The following is a 17,851-nucleotide window of genomic DNA, read 5'->3' as shown; positions in this document are numbered from 1 at the left end:
GGTCGCAGCTTTAGCGAACGCGAGCTTCGACGTCCGCCAGCAGGCGTTCGGCCCAGTAACTGGCGTGCGCCTGCCGCAGCTTGTCGGCGTCCACCAACAGCGCCCGGCGTTCGTCCATCGTCATCTCTTCCAGCGATTGCTCACTAACCGGCAAGTCGCTGTGCGGATCGACGCTCAACTGGGCGATGGCGATATGCGCCGCCATCGCGTGGGGATCGCGTACCAGTCGTTCCAAGGTCGCTTCTTCGCTCGGAACCGGCAGATCGAAGTACTCTTGCTGCCGACGCATCACGTCGGTCGGGTGCGTCTCTTCGCGGATCACCAGACGATCCCGGCTTTTCAGCCAACGACCGAACTGCGGCGAGCTGAGCATCAAGATCAACGGCGCCGCGCCAAGCCAACTGGCCAAAAGTGGTGAGAACCAAATGAGCGCGGTCGGGTTGGCCACCCAAATCAAGACCGCCGAAACGGCGCCCATCACCGCCAACTTCCAACCAACCGCCCAGGCGTCTTCCCAGGTTAGATTCACATCGCCGCGATTTTGGGCGTTCCATTCGACGCGCCGTCCTCGCAAGGTCGCCACCACGAACTGCGTGTGGAACCACATCAGCAGCGGCGCGAACAACGTCGAAGCGACCGTCTCCAGCGCCGCGTCGATCCAAATCGAGCGAGCGGGCCGACGCCGTTCGATTGGCGTAGACATAATGAAGTCGGTAACAGCCAGCACCTTGGGGGTCATCAACAATACTAACGTGCCAACCAGCAGAAGTAGCGAAGCGGTCGAGGCGCTGATCCCCAGCGAAGTCGCTTCGGTACCGGTAACGCTAAGCAATAGCGCCAGTTGCAGCACCACAAACGCCAACCACAACGGACTGGCCAAGTACGAAAACGCGCCGCAGATCAAGTGCCAACGATTCGTCAGCGGCAGCGGACAACGGACCAGGAAGTTGAGGTGCTGCAGGTTTCCCTGGCACCAGCGCTGATCGCGCTGCAAGTAGTCGAGGACCGAGCCGGGCGTCTCTTCGTAGCTTCCACCCAGGTCATCCGCAATGTGCACCTTCCAATCGGCGCGGCGGAGCAGGGCGGCTTCGACAAAGTCATGGCTCAGGATTTCGCCCCCCAAGGGACGTTCGCCTGGCAGAACGGGGAGCCCGCAATGTTGAATGAAAGCGCGCGTCCGGATGATCGCGTTGTGTCCCCAATAGTTGGCGGCGTCTCCGCACCAGTGACGATAGCCGCGCAAGAATCCGCTGCCATAAGTTGCGGCGGCAAACTGCTGAGCGCGAGCCAACAGCGACGCGCCGTTGATCGGCCGGGGCGGAACTTGAATCAGTGCGACCCGCTCATCTTGCTCCATGCGGCGAACCATCTCGACGAGCGTCTCGGCGGTCATCAGACTGTCGGCGTCGAGAACGATCAGGTAGCGGTAACGACCTCCCCAACGTTCGCAAAACTCGGCGATGTTCCCCGCCTTGCGAGCGATGTTCTTAGGGCGGCGGCGATAAAAGACCGACGGCTTCGCTTCGTCGTAAGTCATCTCCAGCCAAACCGCTTCTTCCTCAGCGGCGACGTCCGGGTTGGTCGTATCGCTCAGCAGGAAGAACTCGAACGTTTCCCCACCGCCGATCTTGGCCAACTCCTCGCGCATCGCACGAACGCCAGCGGCGACGCGACGCGGCGACTCGTTATAAACGGGAACCAAAATCGCGGTGGAAGGTAGCTTGGCCAGCTCGTCCGGCGAAATGGGTACGACATCAGCCGCTTGAGGCGCCGGAAGCAGATGGCCGACGATCGACATTCCGATCCCATAGCCGAGCCAACCGGTGAGCAAAGCGAAGAAGGCGCCTGCCGCTGCGTCGATCGGACCGAGTCCGCCGTCGGCGGCGGAGATGTCGAGAAACAGCCACGTCATCAACGCGCTCACCGAGAGCGCGATCGAAATGATCAGCGCCTTGGGATATTTTTGCGCAACCGATTGGGTCGGTTGCGTAAATGTGTTTTTCGGTTCGGAAGATTCCACAACAACCTACGTCTCTCTGCCCCTGAAGGTCGATTTGGCGAGCGGCGACTGCCTGTCGTTACGCGGCCCAAGGCGTCTCTTACAGCATCCGCATCGACAAGGCCAATTGGCGGACGACGTCCTGCGTGCGTCGCCAGGCGGCCAAATAAAAGTCGGGATTCACGACGATCGGCGGTTCGTGCAGATCTTGCATCCGCATCGGCGAACCAGCCTCGTTCGGCACGGCCGACAGCCGTTCGACGTCGAGGAACCGCGACTCCGGTCGGTTCCCGAACTCCTGAATTCCGTAGTAGATAATCGCGCGAGTGCGCTCACGTCCGACGAGGTCGGCGGGAATCTGGTACAGCGCAACTTCAATCAGTTCACGCGTCGTCTGAACTGCTTGCTCCGGATCGTCGATCCCATTGGCGACGACGTACCGCAGCAACGCTCGTCGTGCGAGCACGACTTGCGAGTCAGCCAGCGACTGAGGCTCAATCACGGTTGACATTGATAACTCCATGTTTCACTAAGGTAATCGGATCCATCCTTCAGACAGGCGCGAATTTCCCGGTTCGCCCCAGGCATGCTGGCCGTGGTAAAAGTCGCGATATAGCGGTCCCCCTGCTGGACCACCTCCGTGCGACTTTCTAACGGAAGCTCCGTCTCAATCATCAATTCAGGCTTCGCGTCCGGCTTCACCCCGGTGAACGACAACGTGAACTTCACGTCGCCGTTCTCCTGTCGTTCGATATGCGAGTCCGCCACCTTTCCGCCGACATGCTCAGGCGGATCGCCTGGGCCGAAGTCGATGGAGTACGCCAACTCAACCACATCGCCGCATCGTATCGGCTCTTCTGGCGCCCAAAAAGAAGCCAGATTATCGATCCATTCGCCCGGCGACTCGATTTCCAACAGCTCAATTCTTCCTGCCGGAAACGCCGCCTTAGGACGTATCCAAACGGTGGGTCGTCGATGATAGTTCGCTTCTTGGTCTTTGTAATTTTTTACGTCGCGATCGCGCTGCAGCAGGCCGAAACCTTTCACTCCAGGCAAGTAGAACGCGGAAAGTCGGGTTGCGCTGGGATTGCGAACCGGTCGGAACAACCATTCGCCGGTAACCGACTCCGCCAACAGACCATCCGAGTCATGAACTTCCGGACGAAACTCCTGACCTTCCGGCGGCGCTTGACCATCGCCCCAAGTCCACATGCTGGTGATCGGCGCGACGCCCAACTTCTCAATGTCATTGCGAGCCAACAGCCGAGCGCGAACTTCGATCTTCGTCCACTCGCCCGGAGTAACTTTGAACTGGTACAACCCGTTTACACTTTTGCTATCGAGCCAGGCGTAAACGGTCGCGGTTTTGTTATTGGTCGGTTTCTCTAACCAAAACTCACGAAAGATGGGGAACTCTTCTCCCTTGGGAGATCCGCAATCAATCGCCAAGCCGCGCGTCGACGCGCCGTAAACGGTGTCGGCCGCAACCGCACGAAAGTAACTCGCGCCCAAAAACGCGATCACTTCCGAAATCGGCTTTCCTTCTTCCAGGTGATTCCACAACCGAAAGCCGGCGTAGCCGATCGGATCCCCTTTCAGGTGATTGGGGTCGATGACGCCTTGATGGTATTCGTAGAGACTCGTATCAAACTCAACCGGTTCGGCGGCGCCGTCGGCGTTCTTAAATTCGTTTAATCGAACGCATTCGCGGAAGATATAACCCGGATGAAAATAGTCGAGGCGCCAGTCGGTAGGACTATCCGCCCACTGCTTTTTGTCAGGATCAAATACAATCTTGCGAAATTCGTCATAACCAAGTTCCGCTAAGGGACCGTAGTTGACGATTGGGTAGGCGTCTTGGCCGAACTTCCGCGTCTCGACCTTCTCCCACAACTGCTGAAACCGTGGGGAAACGTCGGCCGCTTCGCCTGCGGCGATGCCGAAGAAGCGTTGATCGGACCGCGCTTCCGCCTGGCAGTAAACGACCGCCAGCACTGCCAATAGACATTGGCAACCGTTCCGCAAGATGCGGCGGAAAGCGCATGTATCAATTTGTTTTAGAAAAGACGCCATGGAAACTACTCCGTTCCTGAGAGTTCGCCGCTCTAAGAGCAAGAGTCGTGCCACAATTCGTTCTACATGACCCGCGTTAAGACGCTTACGGGATGAATTTGAATAGGGATCGCGAAAAAGTGAGAAGGTTTCGTATCAGCCGGATTTAGTTTGTCGGCTACGTTCACCGCGAATCCGTAGAATGCCATTTAACGGCAGTTGTATGAACGGTTGTTCGGTTTCTGTTATTCTGAAATCTTTGCAGGTCGCTCTGGCAATTTAACCGCGAAATCCACGGGCGTAATTGCATGTCGATACGTTGCTTGGCTACCAAGCAACCACATCGATTAGGAAACGAGCAACAGCTAGCGAAGATCATGAGCAAAAGGCAACCACATGTTTTGATTCCTACATGAACACCCTCTCCTGAACTGCCCCCGCACTCCCTCGCCGACGCCCCTACATAGAGAACCTACCGATGAATCGATTCGTCCCCATCGCAATGCTCGCCGCGTTCCTTTTTTCTCTGACAGGGGCCGCCGCCAAAGAGCCATCGAATCGCTACGACGTAATTGTCATTGGCGCCACCCCGTGCGGAATTGCTACCGCGGTCACTGCCGGTCGAGCCGGTAAGTCGGTCCTGCTGGTCGAACCGACCTCCCGATTTGGCGGCCTGGTGACCAACGGACTTTCCCATCCCGACTTCCACTGCTTCGAGGCGCTAACCGGCGCCTACAAAGAATTCAACGATCGGGTTATGGCCTACTACACCGAGAAATACGGCGCCGATTCGCCGCAGGTGAAAACGTCGCTCGGCGGGACCCATGGGGAGCCGAAGGTGAACTTGTTGGTTTATCAACAGATGCTGGCCGAACTGCCGAGCGTTACCTTGTTGACCGAACATCCGCTCGATCAAGTTGACGTGGCTGACGATCATACGATTCGGTCGGTAACGCTTCGCAATCCTCAAGGCGAAAAGATCACCGCCTACGGCAAAGTCTTCGTCGACGGCACGTACGAAGGTGACCTGATGGCCGCCGCCGGCGTTCCGTTCGCCGTTGGTCGCGAAGGAAAGCAAGAGTACGGCGAGTCGCTGGCGCCGGACGAAGCGGACGATTGCGTCCAAGGATACAACTTCCGTTTGACCTTCACCGACCAGCCGGAGAACCGGGTCTATCCCGAGCCGCCCGAAGGGTATGACCGCAACGACTTCCTCCCCTTATTAAAGTTGTTGGAAAGCGGCAAGCTGACCGCTGCGATGCACCGGATGACCGAAGGGCATACGACGACGGCGATCTACAAAGTCCAAGATCCCAACCTCCCGAACGGCAAGTTCGACATCAACGACATGTCGCGCGGAGTCGTCCGTCTTTCGCTGCCGCAGATCAATAACGCCTGGCCGAACGGCGACGCCAAGACGCGGGCCGATATCTTCGCCGCCCATGTCCGCCACAATGTCGGCATGCTCTACTTCTTGCAAAACGACAGCGAAGTGCCAGCCGAGATTCAGAAAGGGGCTCGCGAGTTCGGCCTCTGCCGCGACGAGTTTGTCGACAACCATCATCTGCCGGTCCAGCTTTACGTCCGGGAAGCTCGCCGCATGAAAGGGGCGAAAGTCTTCACCCAGGATTACGTCAGCCAGGAAGGAAACGACGTCCGCAGTCGCTTTGTGCCGGACTCGATCGCGATGGGGGACTACGGACCGAACTGCCACGGAACCGATCACGAAGGTCCGACTATCGGCGGCAAGCATACCGGCGAGTTCTACCAGTTGGCCGCCCCCTATCAGATTCCGTACGGCGTGATCCTCCCGAAAGAGCATCCCAACCTGTTGGTCCCCTGCGCGATGTCGGCGTCGCACGTTGGGTTCTGCGCGCTGCGGCTGGAGCCGATCTGGGCGTCGCTCGGAGAAGCGGCCGGCGTTGCCGCGACAATTGCGATCGACGAAAACGAACCGGTCCAACAAGTCGATCCGGCCGCAATTCGCCAACAACTGCATGCCGATGGCGCCGCCACGATCTATGTGACCGACGTCCCCCGCGACCATGCCGACTTTGCCGCCGTGCAGTGGTGGGGATCGCTCGGCGGACTGCATGGCCTCGATTCGATTCCTGCCGACCAATATGGGAAGCGCGGGAAGCATCTGCGCGGACAATATTACTACGCCTTCCCGCGTCACTCCGCCGAGTTGGACCGTCCGCTGGACGATGCGTTGCGTAGCACTTGGCTGACGCTGGCGGCGAAGAATCAGGTCTCCGGCGACGCGCTCTCGGCCTCCGCTACGCGAGGGGATTTCATTCGGGCAGCTTTCCAAATTGCCCAGGACTCCCAGTAAGGGCCGTTAATTCGGCGAAAGCTTATAACTTTCAACGATCGGTCTTCACAAAACCTTGCTCATTCCGCAGGCTGTTGCGACAATCAGTAGGATCCCATTTGCGCGGATCGATCCAACCTTTGCGCCCCACCAAAACGCAGTAGTCGCTCGCCCATGGCGGTTAAAGTCAAAAAAAGCAACGCTCTGCTGGCGTTGAACATCACTCCGTTGATCGACGTCGTCTTCCTGCTGCTCGTCTTCTTTATGGTGATGACGCGGTTCGACGAAGAAGACTACAAGCTGGACGTAGCGCTGCCGGCCGCCAGCGAGGCGCAGCCGCTGATCGCCCAGCCGCGGGAGCTGATCGTCAACATTGACGCCGACGGCAAGTACCACGTGCGAGGCGATTTCGTCACGCTCGAGCAGCTTGAAAACATGTTGCAACAGACCGCCGCCAATAACCCGGACGCGGCGGTCATCATTCGCGCCGACCGCCGATGCCGACTGGAGTTTCCGGTCAGCGTCATGAACGCGTGTAATAAGGTTCACCTGACGAACTATTCGTTAACGACGTCCGCACCGGAGCGGATCGACTGACATCCATGTCCGACACGAAACGCCCACGAAAATCGAATCGCGGCGAGACGAACTCCTGGGAAGAGCGGAGTTGGCCAGTCTACGGTTCGCTTGCGCTGTTGGCAGGCTACTACGGGGCGGTCAGTCTGGCGTTGTTCGATTGGGACCATCCGCAGTGGTACTTCAACGCCAAGTTCTACATGGCGCTGGCGCCGTTGATGCTGCTGCTGGGTCTAGGGCTCGTCAAGTTCTCGGAGCAGCGTTCGATCCGCCGCGGCATTCAGTTGTCGATCATCCTCAGCCTGATCCTCCACTTGAGCCTCTTCGTCGGCATGGTCGCACTCGACCTGGTCAGCGTTCCGCAAGGAGAAGACGCCGCCGCCAGCCGTCGCCAGGCGCGTCGCGATCCGGTAATCCTCCCCGACTACCATCCATCGCAGTGGGATTCGACCAGCGACACCGAGCACGACTACGAACGTCCGGTCGAAGCGGAAGAAGCGAAGCCCGACCAAAAGGAACTCGAACGGAAGCAGATCGATCCGCAGCAGCCGAGTCGCGAGAATCAGCCGACCGTCGATCCAGAGATGGAACGACAAGCGACTCCGAACACCCCGACCAAAGTCGCGCGGCAAGAGCAAGCGCCGGCCGAGACGCTTGAGCAGATGCCGTCGAAGCTGAGCCGCAACTCGGTCGAAATGGAGAAGCGGGAACTACAGCCGGAGCAGATCGAAGTCCAACGTCAGTCCGATCCGCAGCAGCCGCAAACGTCGGCCGCCGTCGCCGAGATGTCGCGTCAACAAAACTCGACGACGCAGTCTCGCCAAGAAAGCCAGGTCGAAGCGGCCGCGTCGACCGCCGCGCAAATGAATCGCCGCGATACGTCGCAGCAGCAACCGCAACTCGCCGCGTCGAGCGCGCCGCTCCAACGTCAGTCGGCCGAACCGACTCTCTCGTCATCGGCGCAAGCCCTCGCCGTACAGCGGATGACCGATCAGCAAGTCGCCCCCTCCGCACAGCAAACGTCAAGCGCTCGTAGCAGCGCCGCGCAAGCCGCTTCGAGCCCACAGCAGTCGCAGGTCGCGTCCGCCAACAGCGCCGCCGCGCTGCAACGCAGCGCTATGACTCGAGCCGAGTCGGCCACATCGACCGCCAACCAGATCGCCCCGGCCTCCGCCGCACAAATCGCCAAAGCGAGCAGTGCTCCCTCGTCCCCGGCAGCGTCCCTCTTTGCGGAACAACTTGATTACGCCGCCGAAGCCGGCTCCCGCAATCCAAGTCAACTTTCGAGCGCCTCGACGAGCATCGGCCGCAGTTCGGCTGGCGCCGGCGCTGGAGACGATAGCGCCGCCGGCGAAATGTTAGGCGGCGTTGAACTGGGCGTCGTTCGAATCGCCTCCAACGGTTCGCTCCGTCGCGCTTCCAGTGATGGCGCTCCTTCGCTGCAATCGGCCCTGACCGGCGGCGGACAATCAGGCGGCATGTCAGGACGTTCCGGCGGAGGACTGACTCCGGGCGCTTCGGCGTCGCTCGAAGGAGAAGTCGCTGGCGCAGGTATGCGGAGCAACAACGGCAGTGGCAACGCCGACGGTCCGCAGCTCGCTTCCGGCTCTAACGGCGGCATGACCGAGATCGGTCGTCAACAAGCCTCCGGCGTTCCCGGCGGTTCGTCGATGGGTTCCGCGGATGGAGTTACTGGAGGCCTGGGAACATCTGGCCTGACCGGCGGTGCGATTGGTTCACGCGCCGGAAGCGGCGAAAGCGGATCTGGCGAATCACTCGCCGCGACCGCATCGAGCGGCGGCAGCGCTTTCGGCCGCAGCGGCGGGTCGGGGAGCGGACCAAGCACGGTCATGATCGCCGGCGACGCGCCTGGCATGGGAGGCGATTCGATTCGCAGAACTCCAACCGGCGGCGGCTTGGCTGGCGGATCGTTGGCTCCAGGATCGGCCGGGCCCAGCATCGAACGTCGTGGCGCCGGGATCTCGTCGATCGTCAAAGCGAACGCCGCGGAAGGCGCCGGCGGCTTGGGTGATCGGATGTCGCCGGTGGTCGGAACGGTCGCCCGTCGGCAAAGCAACGACACGCCGCAGCTTGCGATCAACATGACGCAGTTCCCGGTGCGTGCGTCTCGCTCAGGCCTGCCGCAGATCTCGTCCGCGATCGCGATGCCGACCGAAGCGTTTCGTCGCCGGATGATGCGGGAAGAAGAAGGAGGGGAGGGCGCCGACGGTCCTTCGCCGGAAGTTCGGGAAGCGATTGAACGGGGACTCGCGTTTCTCGCGCGACATCAAATGCCCAACGGCAGTTGGAGCCTGAAGAACTTCCCGCTGACGCAGCCCGATCATGCCGCCGCGTATAGCCACGAACGTTCCAAGATGGATTCCGACACCGCGGCGACCGGCTTGGCGCTGTTGGCCTTCATGGGCGCCGGCTACCATCACTTGGACGACAAGTATCAAAACGAAGTCCGTAAGGGGCTGAACTTCCTGATCGAAAACCAGCAGGAAAACGGCGACCTCTACGTCCGAATGGATGAAGCCTCGAACTCCAACGCGTGGCTTTATAGTCATGGCATCGCGTCAATTGCGTTGTGCGAAGCGTACGGCATGACGCAGGACGCCAATTTACGCGACCCATCGCAGAAGGCGATCAACTTCATTACCGCCTCGCAAGATAAGACGGTTGGCGCCTGGCGATACTTACCCGAAGTTGGCGGCGACACGTCGGTCAGCGGCTGGATGACGATGGCGCTGAAAAGCGGTCAACTTGCCGGGCTCGACACTTCCCCGCAAACGTTCAGCGGCATCAATCGCTGGCTCTCTCGCGCTGCGTATCAACCGGAAGGAGGCGCCTTGTTCGTCTACAACCCGGACGCGGTCAACGATGAGAAGCAACGTCACGGTCGTTATCCCTCCAAGACGATGACGGCGGTAGGTCTGCTGATGCGGCTCTACATGGGCTCTAACCGCGACACCGAGGTGATGCAAAAAGGCGCCGAGCACTTGCTGGCCAACCTTCCCGAAAACGGCTCGCGGACCTCGCCGCAGCGCGATACCTATTACTGGTATTACGCGACGCAGGTGATGTTTCACATGAAAGGGGAATACTGGCAAGCGTGGAACAACCGGCTCGAGCCGATGCTGGTCGAATCGCAAGTTGTCGACGGTCCGCTCAACGGCAGTTGGGAACCGGAAGGAGATATTCCTGATCGCTGGGGCGCCTACGCTGGGCGAATTTACGTAACGACGATGAACTTACTATCGCTCGAAGTGCATCATCGTCATCTTCCGCTTTATGAAGACGCGGCGAAGTAGCTGTTCGCTCCGTTTGACGCTTCCTGGAACATCTGACTTTCTTTTCCCAGCCAAATCGGGAAAAATCGCTAATGCAGCGATGAAGGATGATGAACGCATGGGAGCAATGCAGTGCAACGGCAACTCTGGGGACTTGGCCTTGCGATTCTCTGTTTCTGGACGCAGTCTTCGACGGCGTTTGCGCAGACGGAAACCCACGTAAAGATCCCGGTCAACGCGCCGATCATTCGCACCATCGACGTCGGCTTCGACAAAACGCTGGTCGTCTCCGAGCAAGGCGAGGTGGTTCATTTCAATCCCAGCGCAGAGAATCCGGTTCCCGAAAAGCTGACGAAGGAAGGAGAGCGGATCGCCGATCTGGCGCCGCTCCGCGATCAATCGGGGACAATCCTACTATCCAAAGGGGGCGAGCTCCAACTTCTTCGTGACGACGCCGCAAAGCCTGAATTGCTCATGCAATCGCCGGTGCTGGGGCAATTATTCGCCGCCTTCAGTCATCGCGCCCTCGTCGTCGACAAAAAGGGAAACTATGCCCTGATCAACGTCGACGACAAGACGGCCGAGCCGACCAAGACGTTCCCCGACTTCGGCGCGAAGTTGAAAGTCTATGACGATCTAACGCTCGCCGCCTACGCCAACGGCGAGTCGCTTCATCTGGCCGACGTCGCTTCGGGCGAGAAGATTCTCACGCTGCCGGTCGGCGAGTTGTTGGACTACGACGTCTCGAAACAGCGCCGCATCGCAGTGGTCGCCAGTTCTTTCGGCGGCGTCCAGTTTTGGGACCTGGTGCATAAGGAGCCGCTCGATATTGGACTGGGGATGTTCGATGAAGTCTGGTACCTGAAATTCCTCCCCAGCGGCGACCTGCTCGCCATCACGCGTGACGGCGTCGCGACCGTCTATCAAAGCGGCGAATGGCGTTCGATTCATACGTTCCAGGTGCCGCCGATGTCGGAGCTCCGTTTCGCTGAGGTGAGCGAAAACAACGAGTTGATGCTGACGACCAAAGAGAACTCGGTCCATACGATTCCGATGGTCCTGTACGGCTTTGCCAGAGAACCGGCGCCGGCCGGCTATTTTCCCGTGCAACTCTGGTACGCGACCAATCGCCTGCCGAGCGGCGGTCTCGGCACGTTTCGCGACCGACTTTTCAACTGGCTGAGTCGGCCCGACGTGATCGGCGTCTTTATCGTCGTCGCCCTGTTGTCGTTTATTGTGGCGATGGCGCTGGCGAAGTTTCCCCGCCGCTGGCGAGCGCTCTATTCCGTGATAGTCGCCTGCCTGACGCTGCTCGTCCTGACGGCGATTCTGTTTCCACTTGTCGATCGCCAGGCGACGCTCGCGCAATCGAGCCCCGAGAATTACTTCGGAAACGTCCTCGACGAAAGTGGGAAATTCACGTGGGGGCGGTGCGAAGTGACCGTTCCGACCGACCGCTTGCCCGGCGACCTCGACGAGCCGCTCGAGTTCCTCGGCTTCAAAGCGCCGGAAGATCCGGAGAAGCACTTCATTTTGACCAAGGTCGAACCAACTTCCCCCGAAACGATCATCGACGAAGTGAAAGCCAAAGGGGAACCGGAAGAGATCCTCATCTTCGTCCATGGCTACAACGTGCCGTTTGCGGCCGCCGCCAAACGGACGGCTCAGTTGAAGGTTGATCTCGACATCGATGGCGAAGCCTTCTTTTTCTCTTGGCCTTCGCACGGCAATCTGAGCCAATACCTGGCCGATGAAGATAACGCCCGACTGTCGGCGACGCCGTTCCAGGAGATGCTGAAAACGATCTGCGATCCTTTCAAGAATACCCGCATTCATATCATCGGGCACAGCATGGGAACACGAATCGTCCACGAAAGCCTTCGGCAGATGTATGCCGAAAAGTCGCCAACCCTCGAGGCGCTCGATTCGCTCGTGCTGGCGGCGCCCGATATCGATCGACGCCAATTCCATTTAGAGCTGGAGCAGATCGTCCGTCAACTCGATCTGCCGATTACGTTGTACGCGTCGGCCAACGACAAAGCGCTGATGATTTCCGGCCAACTGCATGACAACACACGGCTGGGAGACGTCGCACCGGAACCGGTCATCGTACCCGGGGTCGAGACGATCGACTGCTCGATGATCAATACCGACTTTCTAGGACACGGCTATTACGGCGACAGCGACGACCTGCTGAAAGATCTATTTCAGGTCATTCGTGACGATCGCCGGGCCGAACAGAGATTTGGCCTGATCCTCCAGCAATTGGATGACAAGCGTCGCTATTGGCATCTGCTTCCGTAGCGGCGGCTACGTCTCTTCGCGGAGGCAAACCAGCTTGTTGCGGCCGTTATCCTCGAAAGCGAGCTTATCTTCGCGGGCAAGCCAACCGATCGCCTGCATCACTTGATCGCGAGGCAGCCCGATCTGCTTCACCAGGCGAGACAAAGACATTGGACCATCCGCTTGAAGCGTGGCCCAAATGGCGCCGGCAGTTTCGCCGATGCGCGAAATTGATTCGAACGTGGCGGAGTCCGTAGACGTCGCAGTTGCCATAGTTTTCCCTCGCAGGCGAATTCTCGCAAATTGCGTCGATGAACATGCAAACGTGGGGCGCGAGCTGATTATAGCGAATCTCCCCCGCAGAGCTCAAATATTTCCTGACGACGGCCCTGGAGGCGGATGCGCATAAAAAAAGCGACGAGGAAAACCCTCGTCGCGTCGTCTATCTCGCTTTATGCGTCTCAGCGAAGCCGCTCGTTACGGAATAACGATCGATTCCATCGGAGCGTAGTAAGTGGTCGTTGGCGTCGTGGTGGGGCCGTAGAACGTCGACGTCGGAGCGTAGAAGGTCGTCGTCGGGCTGACGACTCCGGTCGTTCCGCCGTAATAGGTCGTGGTCGGAGCGGCCAGCGTCGTACCGCCGTAGTAGCTGGTCGTCACCGGGGCCGGCGAGTAATAGTTCGACGTGACCGATTGGCCATACTCCGAAGTAAACCGGGTCGTCGTCGACGGCGTGTAGTTGGTGGTGGTTAGCGGCGCGGCGGCCGTCGGAGCGTAAAAGCTGGTCGTCACCGGAGCGGCGACGGTCGGAGCGTAATAGCTGGTGGTGACCGGAGCGGCGACCGCCGGAGCGTAATAGCTGGTCGTGACCGGAGCGGCGACCGTCGGAGCGTAGAAGCTGGTCGTGACGGGAGCAGCAACCGCGGGAGCGTAAAAGCTGGTGGTCACAGGAGCAGCGACGGCAGGAGCGTAATAGCTGGTCGTCACCGGCGCGGCGATAGCCGGAGCGGCGTACGCGCCATAGACGGGACGATACGAAGTTCGCAGACCAAACAGACCGCGACGTTCCGGAACGTAACCAACGACCGGAGGCGCAGCGACGACCGGCGCCGAATAGTAGGCGACCTGGGCGTTGGCCGAGCCGCAATAGGACGCCATGGCCACCAGCGCGGCCGACGCCCAAACAAATGTACGATTCATGACTTGTGTGTCCCGCATAAAGAAGACGAGATAGGTTTCTCTATCATAGGTTCTAATTTCGCCGCTTCTCGGCATTCTACGCGCAAAACTGCGGCTGGAGAGGGACGTTTCTCCAGGAATTATTCAGAAAATCGATGGATCAGGGGAGGGTCCTGTCGTAGAAATCAGAGTGGATAAGCTGATTCGTTTAACGAAATACGGCGAATAAGGTGGACATTTATGAAAGCGCAAACGTTTCTAACGGCTATTTGCCTGACGATGTTGACTTTTGGCAACATCCGAGCGGAGGAAACCCTCTCCGCAGAAGATGAAATCATGGCTAGCGTCGTCTCTTACGTCGCTGCGTTTAATGACGGTGATTGCGATCGTTTGGCCGCTCATTGGGCCAAAAATGCCGAATATCTGTGCCGGACCACCGGCGCCAAAGCAGTCGGACGAGACGAAATTCGCCGACAATTCGCCGAGGTTTGCGAGCAAGCGGATATGCCCAAGCTGTCGATCGAAGTCGATTCGATCCGGTTCGTCAAACCGGACGTCGCGATCGAAGAAGGCGTCGCTCGCATCTCCCACGAAGGGGAAGAGCCGGAACTCTTTTCTTACACGGCCATACATGTGAAAGAAGAGAATCAATGGAAACTCGATAGCGTCCACGAAACGCATGTCGCCAACCAGATGTCGAGCGAGCCGACCGTTTCTGAGGCTCGCCAGCGACTGGCGCCCTTAGAATGGCTCGTCGGTCGCTGGGTAGATAATTCGGAGGGCTCCATCGTCGAAACGACCACTCGCTGGGCGAAGAATGAAACGTTCTTGATTCGTTCGTTCAAAGTCTACGTGTCCGACGTCATCGACTTGGAAGGGACGGAAGTGATCGGTTGGGATCCGACCACGCAGCAACTCCGCGGGTGGGTATTCGATTCGGACGGCGGGTTCGCCAACGAATTGTGGTACGAAGAAGACGGCCGCTGGTTTATTCGAGCCACCGGTACATTACCAGATGGTCGGACCGCTTCGTCGCTGCGCGTGATGCATCGCACCGCCGACGACAAATATGAATCGCATTCGATGGGTCGATCGGTTGACGGCGAACTATTGCCAGACGTTGGTCCTTTCCATGTGGTCCGGCAGCCCGAAGAATAGAGACGGACGCTTTTTGTCCAGTCAGCCGGGAATAACACTACACAACATGAGGCGCGTCATGTTTGCTCGAAATATTTTCTTGTCCGCAGCGCTCGTATCGGCGTTGCTCCTGCCCACAGACTCCTTCGCTCGCGGCTTTGGGGGCGGAGGAGGGGGTCACGGCGGCGGAGGCCGCGGCGGCGGAGGCGGTAGCTTCGGCGCTCATATGGGCGGCGGAGGAGGGCGAAGCCCTTCGACGAGCCGACCGAGCGTTAGCCACTCGATGCCGAGTCGCTCTAGCATCAGTCGCCCCAGCGTAAGCCGACCGAGCGTCAGTCACTCGTCGGTAAGCCGACCTTCGGTAAGTCGCCCCTCGGTCAACTTGCCCAGTCATAGCTCTCGCCCATCGGTGAGTCTGCCGTCGAGCAGTCACCGTCCCAGCGTCTCTCTTCCTTCGGGAAGCAATCGCCCGAGCGTGAGCCGACCGTCGAATCTTCCCAACCTGAATCGACCGTCGATCGGCAGCAACAATCGGCCCAGCGTGAATACGCCAAGCTTGAGCCGGCCGAATCTTTCGCACCCCGGAAGTTCAGGCAGCAACCGCCCGAACATCACCGCTCGCCCGAATTTTGATGGCGGTCGCGGCGGTCTCATTTCGGGAGGACGTCCTACCGACAAATCGTTGAACGACTTCCTCGGCATCAGCGGCAACCGTCCGGGATCGCAACGTCCCACCACGCTGCCTGGCAACATCAGCTCTCGCCCGGGACTGGGAAACATTGATCGCCCCAACATCGGCGGCGGTGGTAACCGACCTGGCTTGGAACGTCCGACGACCCTTCCTGGCATTATCGGCGATCGCCCCGGAACCGGCGGCGGCAACCGACCAGGAATCGAGCGTCCGACGACTCTCCCCGGAATCATCGGCGATCGTCCTGGCATCGGTGGCGGTGGTGATCGTCCCGGCATCGGCGGCGGTGATCGTCCCGGCATCGGCGGCGGTGATCGTCCCGGCATCGGCGGCGGTGATCGTCCCGGCATCGGCGGCGGTGATCGTCCCGGCATCGGCGGCGGTGATCGTCCCGGCATCGGCGGCGGTGACCGACCCGGCATCGGTGGCGGTAATCGCCCCGGAATCGGCGGCGGAAATCGTCCTGGGATTGTCGACGGTAATCGTCCGATTCGCCCTGATCGTCCGCACGGCCCTGGCCATGGCGATCATTGGGACAATTGGCACAACCGCGGAAACTACGTCCGCAATCGCTACAATTACTGGAGCATCCACAACAACTGGAACCACGGTTTCTGGGGTTGGAACAATCCGTACTACAACCGCTGGGGTTTCTACGGCTATCGTCCCTACGCTGGATATTGGTGGCGTTGGGCGACTCCGGTAGCCCTTTCGTCTTGGTTCTATTGGGGTCCGACGTGGGGAACTCCCTGCTATTACGACTACGGCTCGAACGTCTACTACGACACGCAGTACGTTTATTACAACAGCCAACCGATAGCGACGACGACGGTGTACTACCAACAAGCGTCCGACTTCGCAGCGGCAGGTCGTGAGGCCTTGGCCGAGAATCCTCCGACCGAGGATAGCGGCGAGAACTGGATGCCGCTCGGCGTCTTCGCCTTGGTCAACAAGGAGGAAGGGGATCCGATCATGTATCTGCAATTGGCGGTGAACAAGGACGGCATCATTGCCGGCACCTACTACAACACCGAGACCAAGACCAACCTGCAAGTGCAAGGGAGCGTCGATAAAGACTCGCAGCGAGCCGCTTGGACGATTGGCGACAAGACCAACACGGTGATGGAAACCGGCATTTACAACCTGACCCAGGATGAAACGCCGATCTTGATTCACTTCGGTGAAGACAAGACGCAAACCTGGATGCTGGTTCGCTTGCCGGAAAACCAGCAAGGTCAGGCCGAAGGAGTGGCGAATCCTGACGCCGTCGATCCGTTCGCTCCGTAATTGGACCGCAAGCAAGAAAAATGAAGAGCGGCGCATCGCGCCGCTCTTTTCTTTTACTAGCCCGCAGCGCGAGCAAGTTTTCTACGCCTTGGGAAGCGCTTCGCGAAGTTCGCGCGGCAGTTGGAAGTGAACTTGCTCTTCCCGAATGCTGTGGGGGGTGATCTCGGCGCCATGATGTTCGACCAGGTAGTCGAGACATTCCTGCACCACTTCTTCCGGTGCGCTGGCGCCGGCGGTGACCAGAACGGTACTGACCCCTTCAAACCACTCCGGTTTCAGATCGGCGGCGCCGTCGAGCAGATAGCCCGGCGTGCCTGATTCGCGAGCCAACTCTTTCAGACGTTGGCTGTTCGAGCTGTTCTGACTGCCGAGCACCAAGACCAGGTCGGCCTCTTTCGCGAGCAAACGAACCGCTTCCTGGCGGTTTTGGGTCGCATAGCAGATGTCTTCTTTCGGCGGTCCGATGATCTGCGGAAAGCGTTCTTTCAGCGCCCCGATGATCCGGTTGGCGTCGTCGACCGACAACGTCGTCTGCGTCAGGTAAGCGAGTTTGCTGTCGTCGGCGATTTGCAGATTCGGGACGTCTTCGGCCGATTCGACCAGAATGATCGCCTCGGGGGCTTCTCCCATGGTGCCGATCACCTCGTCATGCCCTTCGTGCCCGATCAAAAAGATCGTGTATTGCTGTTTTGCGAAGCGGATCGCCTCCAAGTGAACCTTGGTCACCAGCGGGCAAGTGGCGTCGATTGCGAAGAGTTTGCGGTCCCGCGCGACCTGACGAATTTCGGGCGAAACGCCGTGGGCGCTAAAGAGCAACGTCGAGCCTTCCGGCGCTTCGCTCAAATCATCGATAAAAATCGCCCCCTTCTCCTTGAAGGTGGTCACAACATATTTGTTGTGCACGATTTCGTGATAGACGTAGACCGGCGCCCCAAACGCTTGCAAAGCAAGGTCGAGACTCTCAATCGCCATGTTAACGCCGGCACAAAAGCCGCGCGGACTCGCGAGGATCACTTTCATCGTAGCGCACTTCTCCTTAC

The 17,851-nt window shown here is 59.3% G+C and carries 12 protein-coding genes; 6 read left to right on the top strand and 6 right to left on the bottom strand.

The window, feature by feature from the left end:
* Positions 1-10: 10 nt before the first annotated feature.
* From mdoH to LOC68_RS24930, 3 genes are all read right to left on the bottom strand, one after another.
* Entirely contained in the window at positions 11-2,020 is a 2,010-nt protein-coding gene (gene mdoH, locus LOC68_RS24940; RefSeq protein ID WP_230224027.1) for a glucans biosynthesis glucosyltransferase MdoH, read from the bottom strand.
* Positions 2,021-2,099: 79 nt separating this feature from the next.
* Positions 2,100-2,510 (bottom strand): hypothetical protein, encoded by a 411-nt coding sequence (locus LOC68_RS24935; protein ID WP_230224025.1) that lies wholly within the window; start codon positions 2,508-2,510, stop codon positions 2,100-2,102.
* A complete protein-coding gene (locus LOC68_RS24930) occupies positions 2,498-4,072 on the bottom strand; it encodes a glucan biosynthesis protein (RefSeq protein WP_230224023.1) in 1,575 nt (524 codons plus the stop codon). Before LOC68_RS24930 ends, LOC68_RS24935 begins: the two co-directional genes overlap by 13 nt.
* Positions 4,073-4,529: 457 nt before the next feature.
* On the opposite strand from LOC68_RS24930, the gene LOC68_RS24925 reads away from it, so the two are divergent.
* The 4 genes from LOC68_RS24925 to LOC68_RS28665 all read left to right on the top strand — a co-directional run bounded on the left by LOC68_RS24925 (position 4,530) and on the right by LOC68_RS28665 (position 12,538).
* Positions 4,530-6,386, top strand: coding sequence for an FAD-dependent oxidoreductase (locus LOC68_RS24925; RefSeq protein WP_230224021.1), 1,857 nt, complete (start codon positions 4,530-4,532; stop codon positions 6,384-6,386).
* 153 nt (positions 6,387-6,539) lie between these two features.
* On the top strand, positions 6,540-6,962 hold the full coding sequence (locus LOC68_RS24920; RefSeq protein ID WP_230224018.1) for an ExbD/TolR family protein: 423 nt from the start codon (positions 6,540-6,542) through the stop codon (positions 6,960-6,962).
* Positions 6,963-6,967: 5 nt separating this feature from the next.
* Positions 6,968-10,255: a hypothetical protein gene (locus tag LOC68_RS24915; RefSeq protein WP_230224016.1), complete on the top strand. Its 3,288-nt coding sequence runs from the start codon at positions 6,968-6,970 to the stop codon at positions 10,253-10,255.
* A gap of 111 nt (positions 10,256-10,366) precedes the next feature.
* Positions 10,367-12,538 carry an alpha/beta hydrolase gene (locus LOC68_RS28665; protein ID WP_230224008.1) on the top strand — a complete coding sequence of 724 codons (2,172 nt, stop codon included), beginning with the start codon at positions 10,367-10,369 and terminating at the stop codon, positions 12,536-12,538.
* Between the two features lie 6 nt (positions 12,539-12,544).
* Here LOC68_RS28665 and LOC68_RS28375 read toward each other — a convergent pair whose 3' ends face one another.
* Both LOC68_RS28375 and LOC68_RS24900 read right to left on the bottom strand, forming a co-directional pair.
* Positions 12,545-12,790, bottom strand: a complete 246-nt coding sequence (locus LOC68_RS28375) for a winged helix-turn-helix domain-containing protein (protein ID WP_255670727.1) — start codon at positions 12,788-12,790, stop codon at positions 12,545-12,547.
* A gap of 204 nt (positions 12,791-12,994) precedes the next feature.
* Positions 12,995-13,717, bottom strand: a complete 723-nt coding sequence (locus tag LOC68_RS24900; protein WP_230224004.1) for a hypothetical protein — start codon at positions 13,715-13,717, stop codon at positions 12,995-12,997.
* A 219-nt stretch (positions 13,718-13,936) separates the two neighbouring features.
* Here LOC68_RS24900 and LOC68_RS24895 point away from each other — a divergent pair, with 219 nt between their 5' ends.
* Both LOC68_RS24895 and LOC68_RS24890 read left to right on the top strand, forming a co-directional pair.
* Entirely contained in the window at positions 13,937-14,854 is a 918-nt protein-coding gene (locus LOC68_RS24895; RefSeq protein ID WP_230224002.1) for a YybH family protein, read from the top strand.
* Between the two features lie 454 nt (positions 14,855-15,308).
* Complete coding sequence (locus tag LOC68_RS24890) at positions 15,309-16,811, top strand: hypothetical protein (RefSeq protein ID WP_230224000.1); 1,503 nt, start codon at positions 15,309-15,311, stop codon at positions 16,809-16,811.
* Between the two features lie 81 nt (positions 16,812-16,892).
* On the opposite strand, the gene ispH is transcribed toward LOC68_RS24890, so the two are convergent.
* The gene (ispH, locus tag LOC68_RS24885; protein ID WP_230223997.1) at positions 16,893-17,831 is read right to left on the bottom strand and encodes a 4-hydroxy-3-methylbut-2-enyl diphosphate reductase; all 939 of its coding nucleotides are present in this window, start codon (positions 17,829-17,831) and stop codon (positions 16,893-16,895) included.
* Positions 17,832-17,851: the final 20 nt, after the last annotated feature.

The sequence above is a fragment of the Blastopirellula sediminis genome, from assembly GCF_020966755.1.
In the GTDB taxonomy this organism is placed as follows: domain Bacteria; phylum Planctomycetota; class Planctomycetia; order Pirellulales; family Pirellulaceae; genus Blastopirellula; species Blastopirellula sediminis.
The sequence above is the reverse complement of the archived record's forward strand: the minus strand, read 5'-3'. Positions and strand labels throughout refer to the sequence as shown.

Bases quoted from the DNA above. Each gene is read 5' to 3' on its own strand.
- LOC68_RS24935 (WP_230224025.1), bottom strand. From the start codon at position 2,510: ATGTCAACCGTGATTGAGCCTCAGTCGCTGGCTGACTCGCAAGTCGTG.
- LOC68_RS24930 (WP_230224023.1), bottom strand. From the start codon at position 4,072: ATGGCGTCTTTTCTAAAACAAATTGATACATGCGCTTTCCGCCGCATC.
- LOC68_RS24925 (WP_230224021.1), top strand. From the start codon at position 4,530: ATGAATCGATTCGTCCCCATCGCAATGCTCGCCGCGTTCCTTTTTTCT.
- LOC68_RS24920 (WP_230224018.1), top strand. From the start codon at position 6,540: ATGGCGGTTAAAGTCAAAAAAAGCAACGCTCTGCTGGCGTTGAACATC.
- LOC68_RS24915 (WP_230224016.1), top strand. From the start codon at position 6,968: ATGTCCGACACGAAACGCCCACGAAAATCGAATCGCGGCGAGACGAAC.
- LOC68_RS28375 (WP_255670727.1), bottom strand. From the start codon at position 12,790: ATGGCAACTGCGACGTCTACGGACTCCGCCACGTTCGAATCAATTTCG.
- LOC68_RS24900 (WP_230224004.1), bottom strand. From the start codon at position 13,717: ATGAATCGTACATTTGTTTGGGCGTCGGCCGCGCTGGTGGCCATGGCG.
- LOC68_RS24895 (WP_230224002.1), top strand. From the start codon at position 13,937: ATGAAAGCGCAAACGTTTCTAACGGCTATTTGCCTGACGATGTTGACT.
- ispH (WP_230223997.1), bottom strand. From the start codon at position 17,831: ATGAAAGTGATCCTCGCGAGTCCGCGCGGCTTTTGTGCCGGCGTTAAC.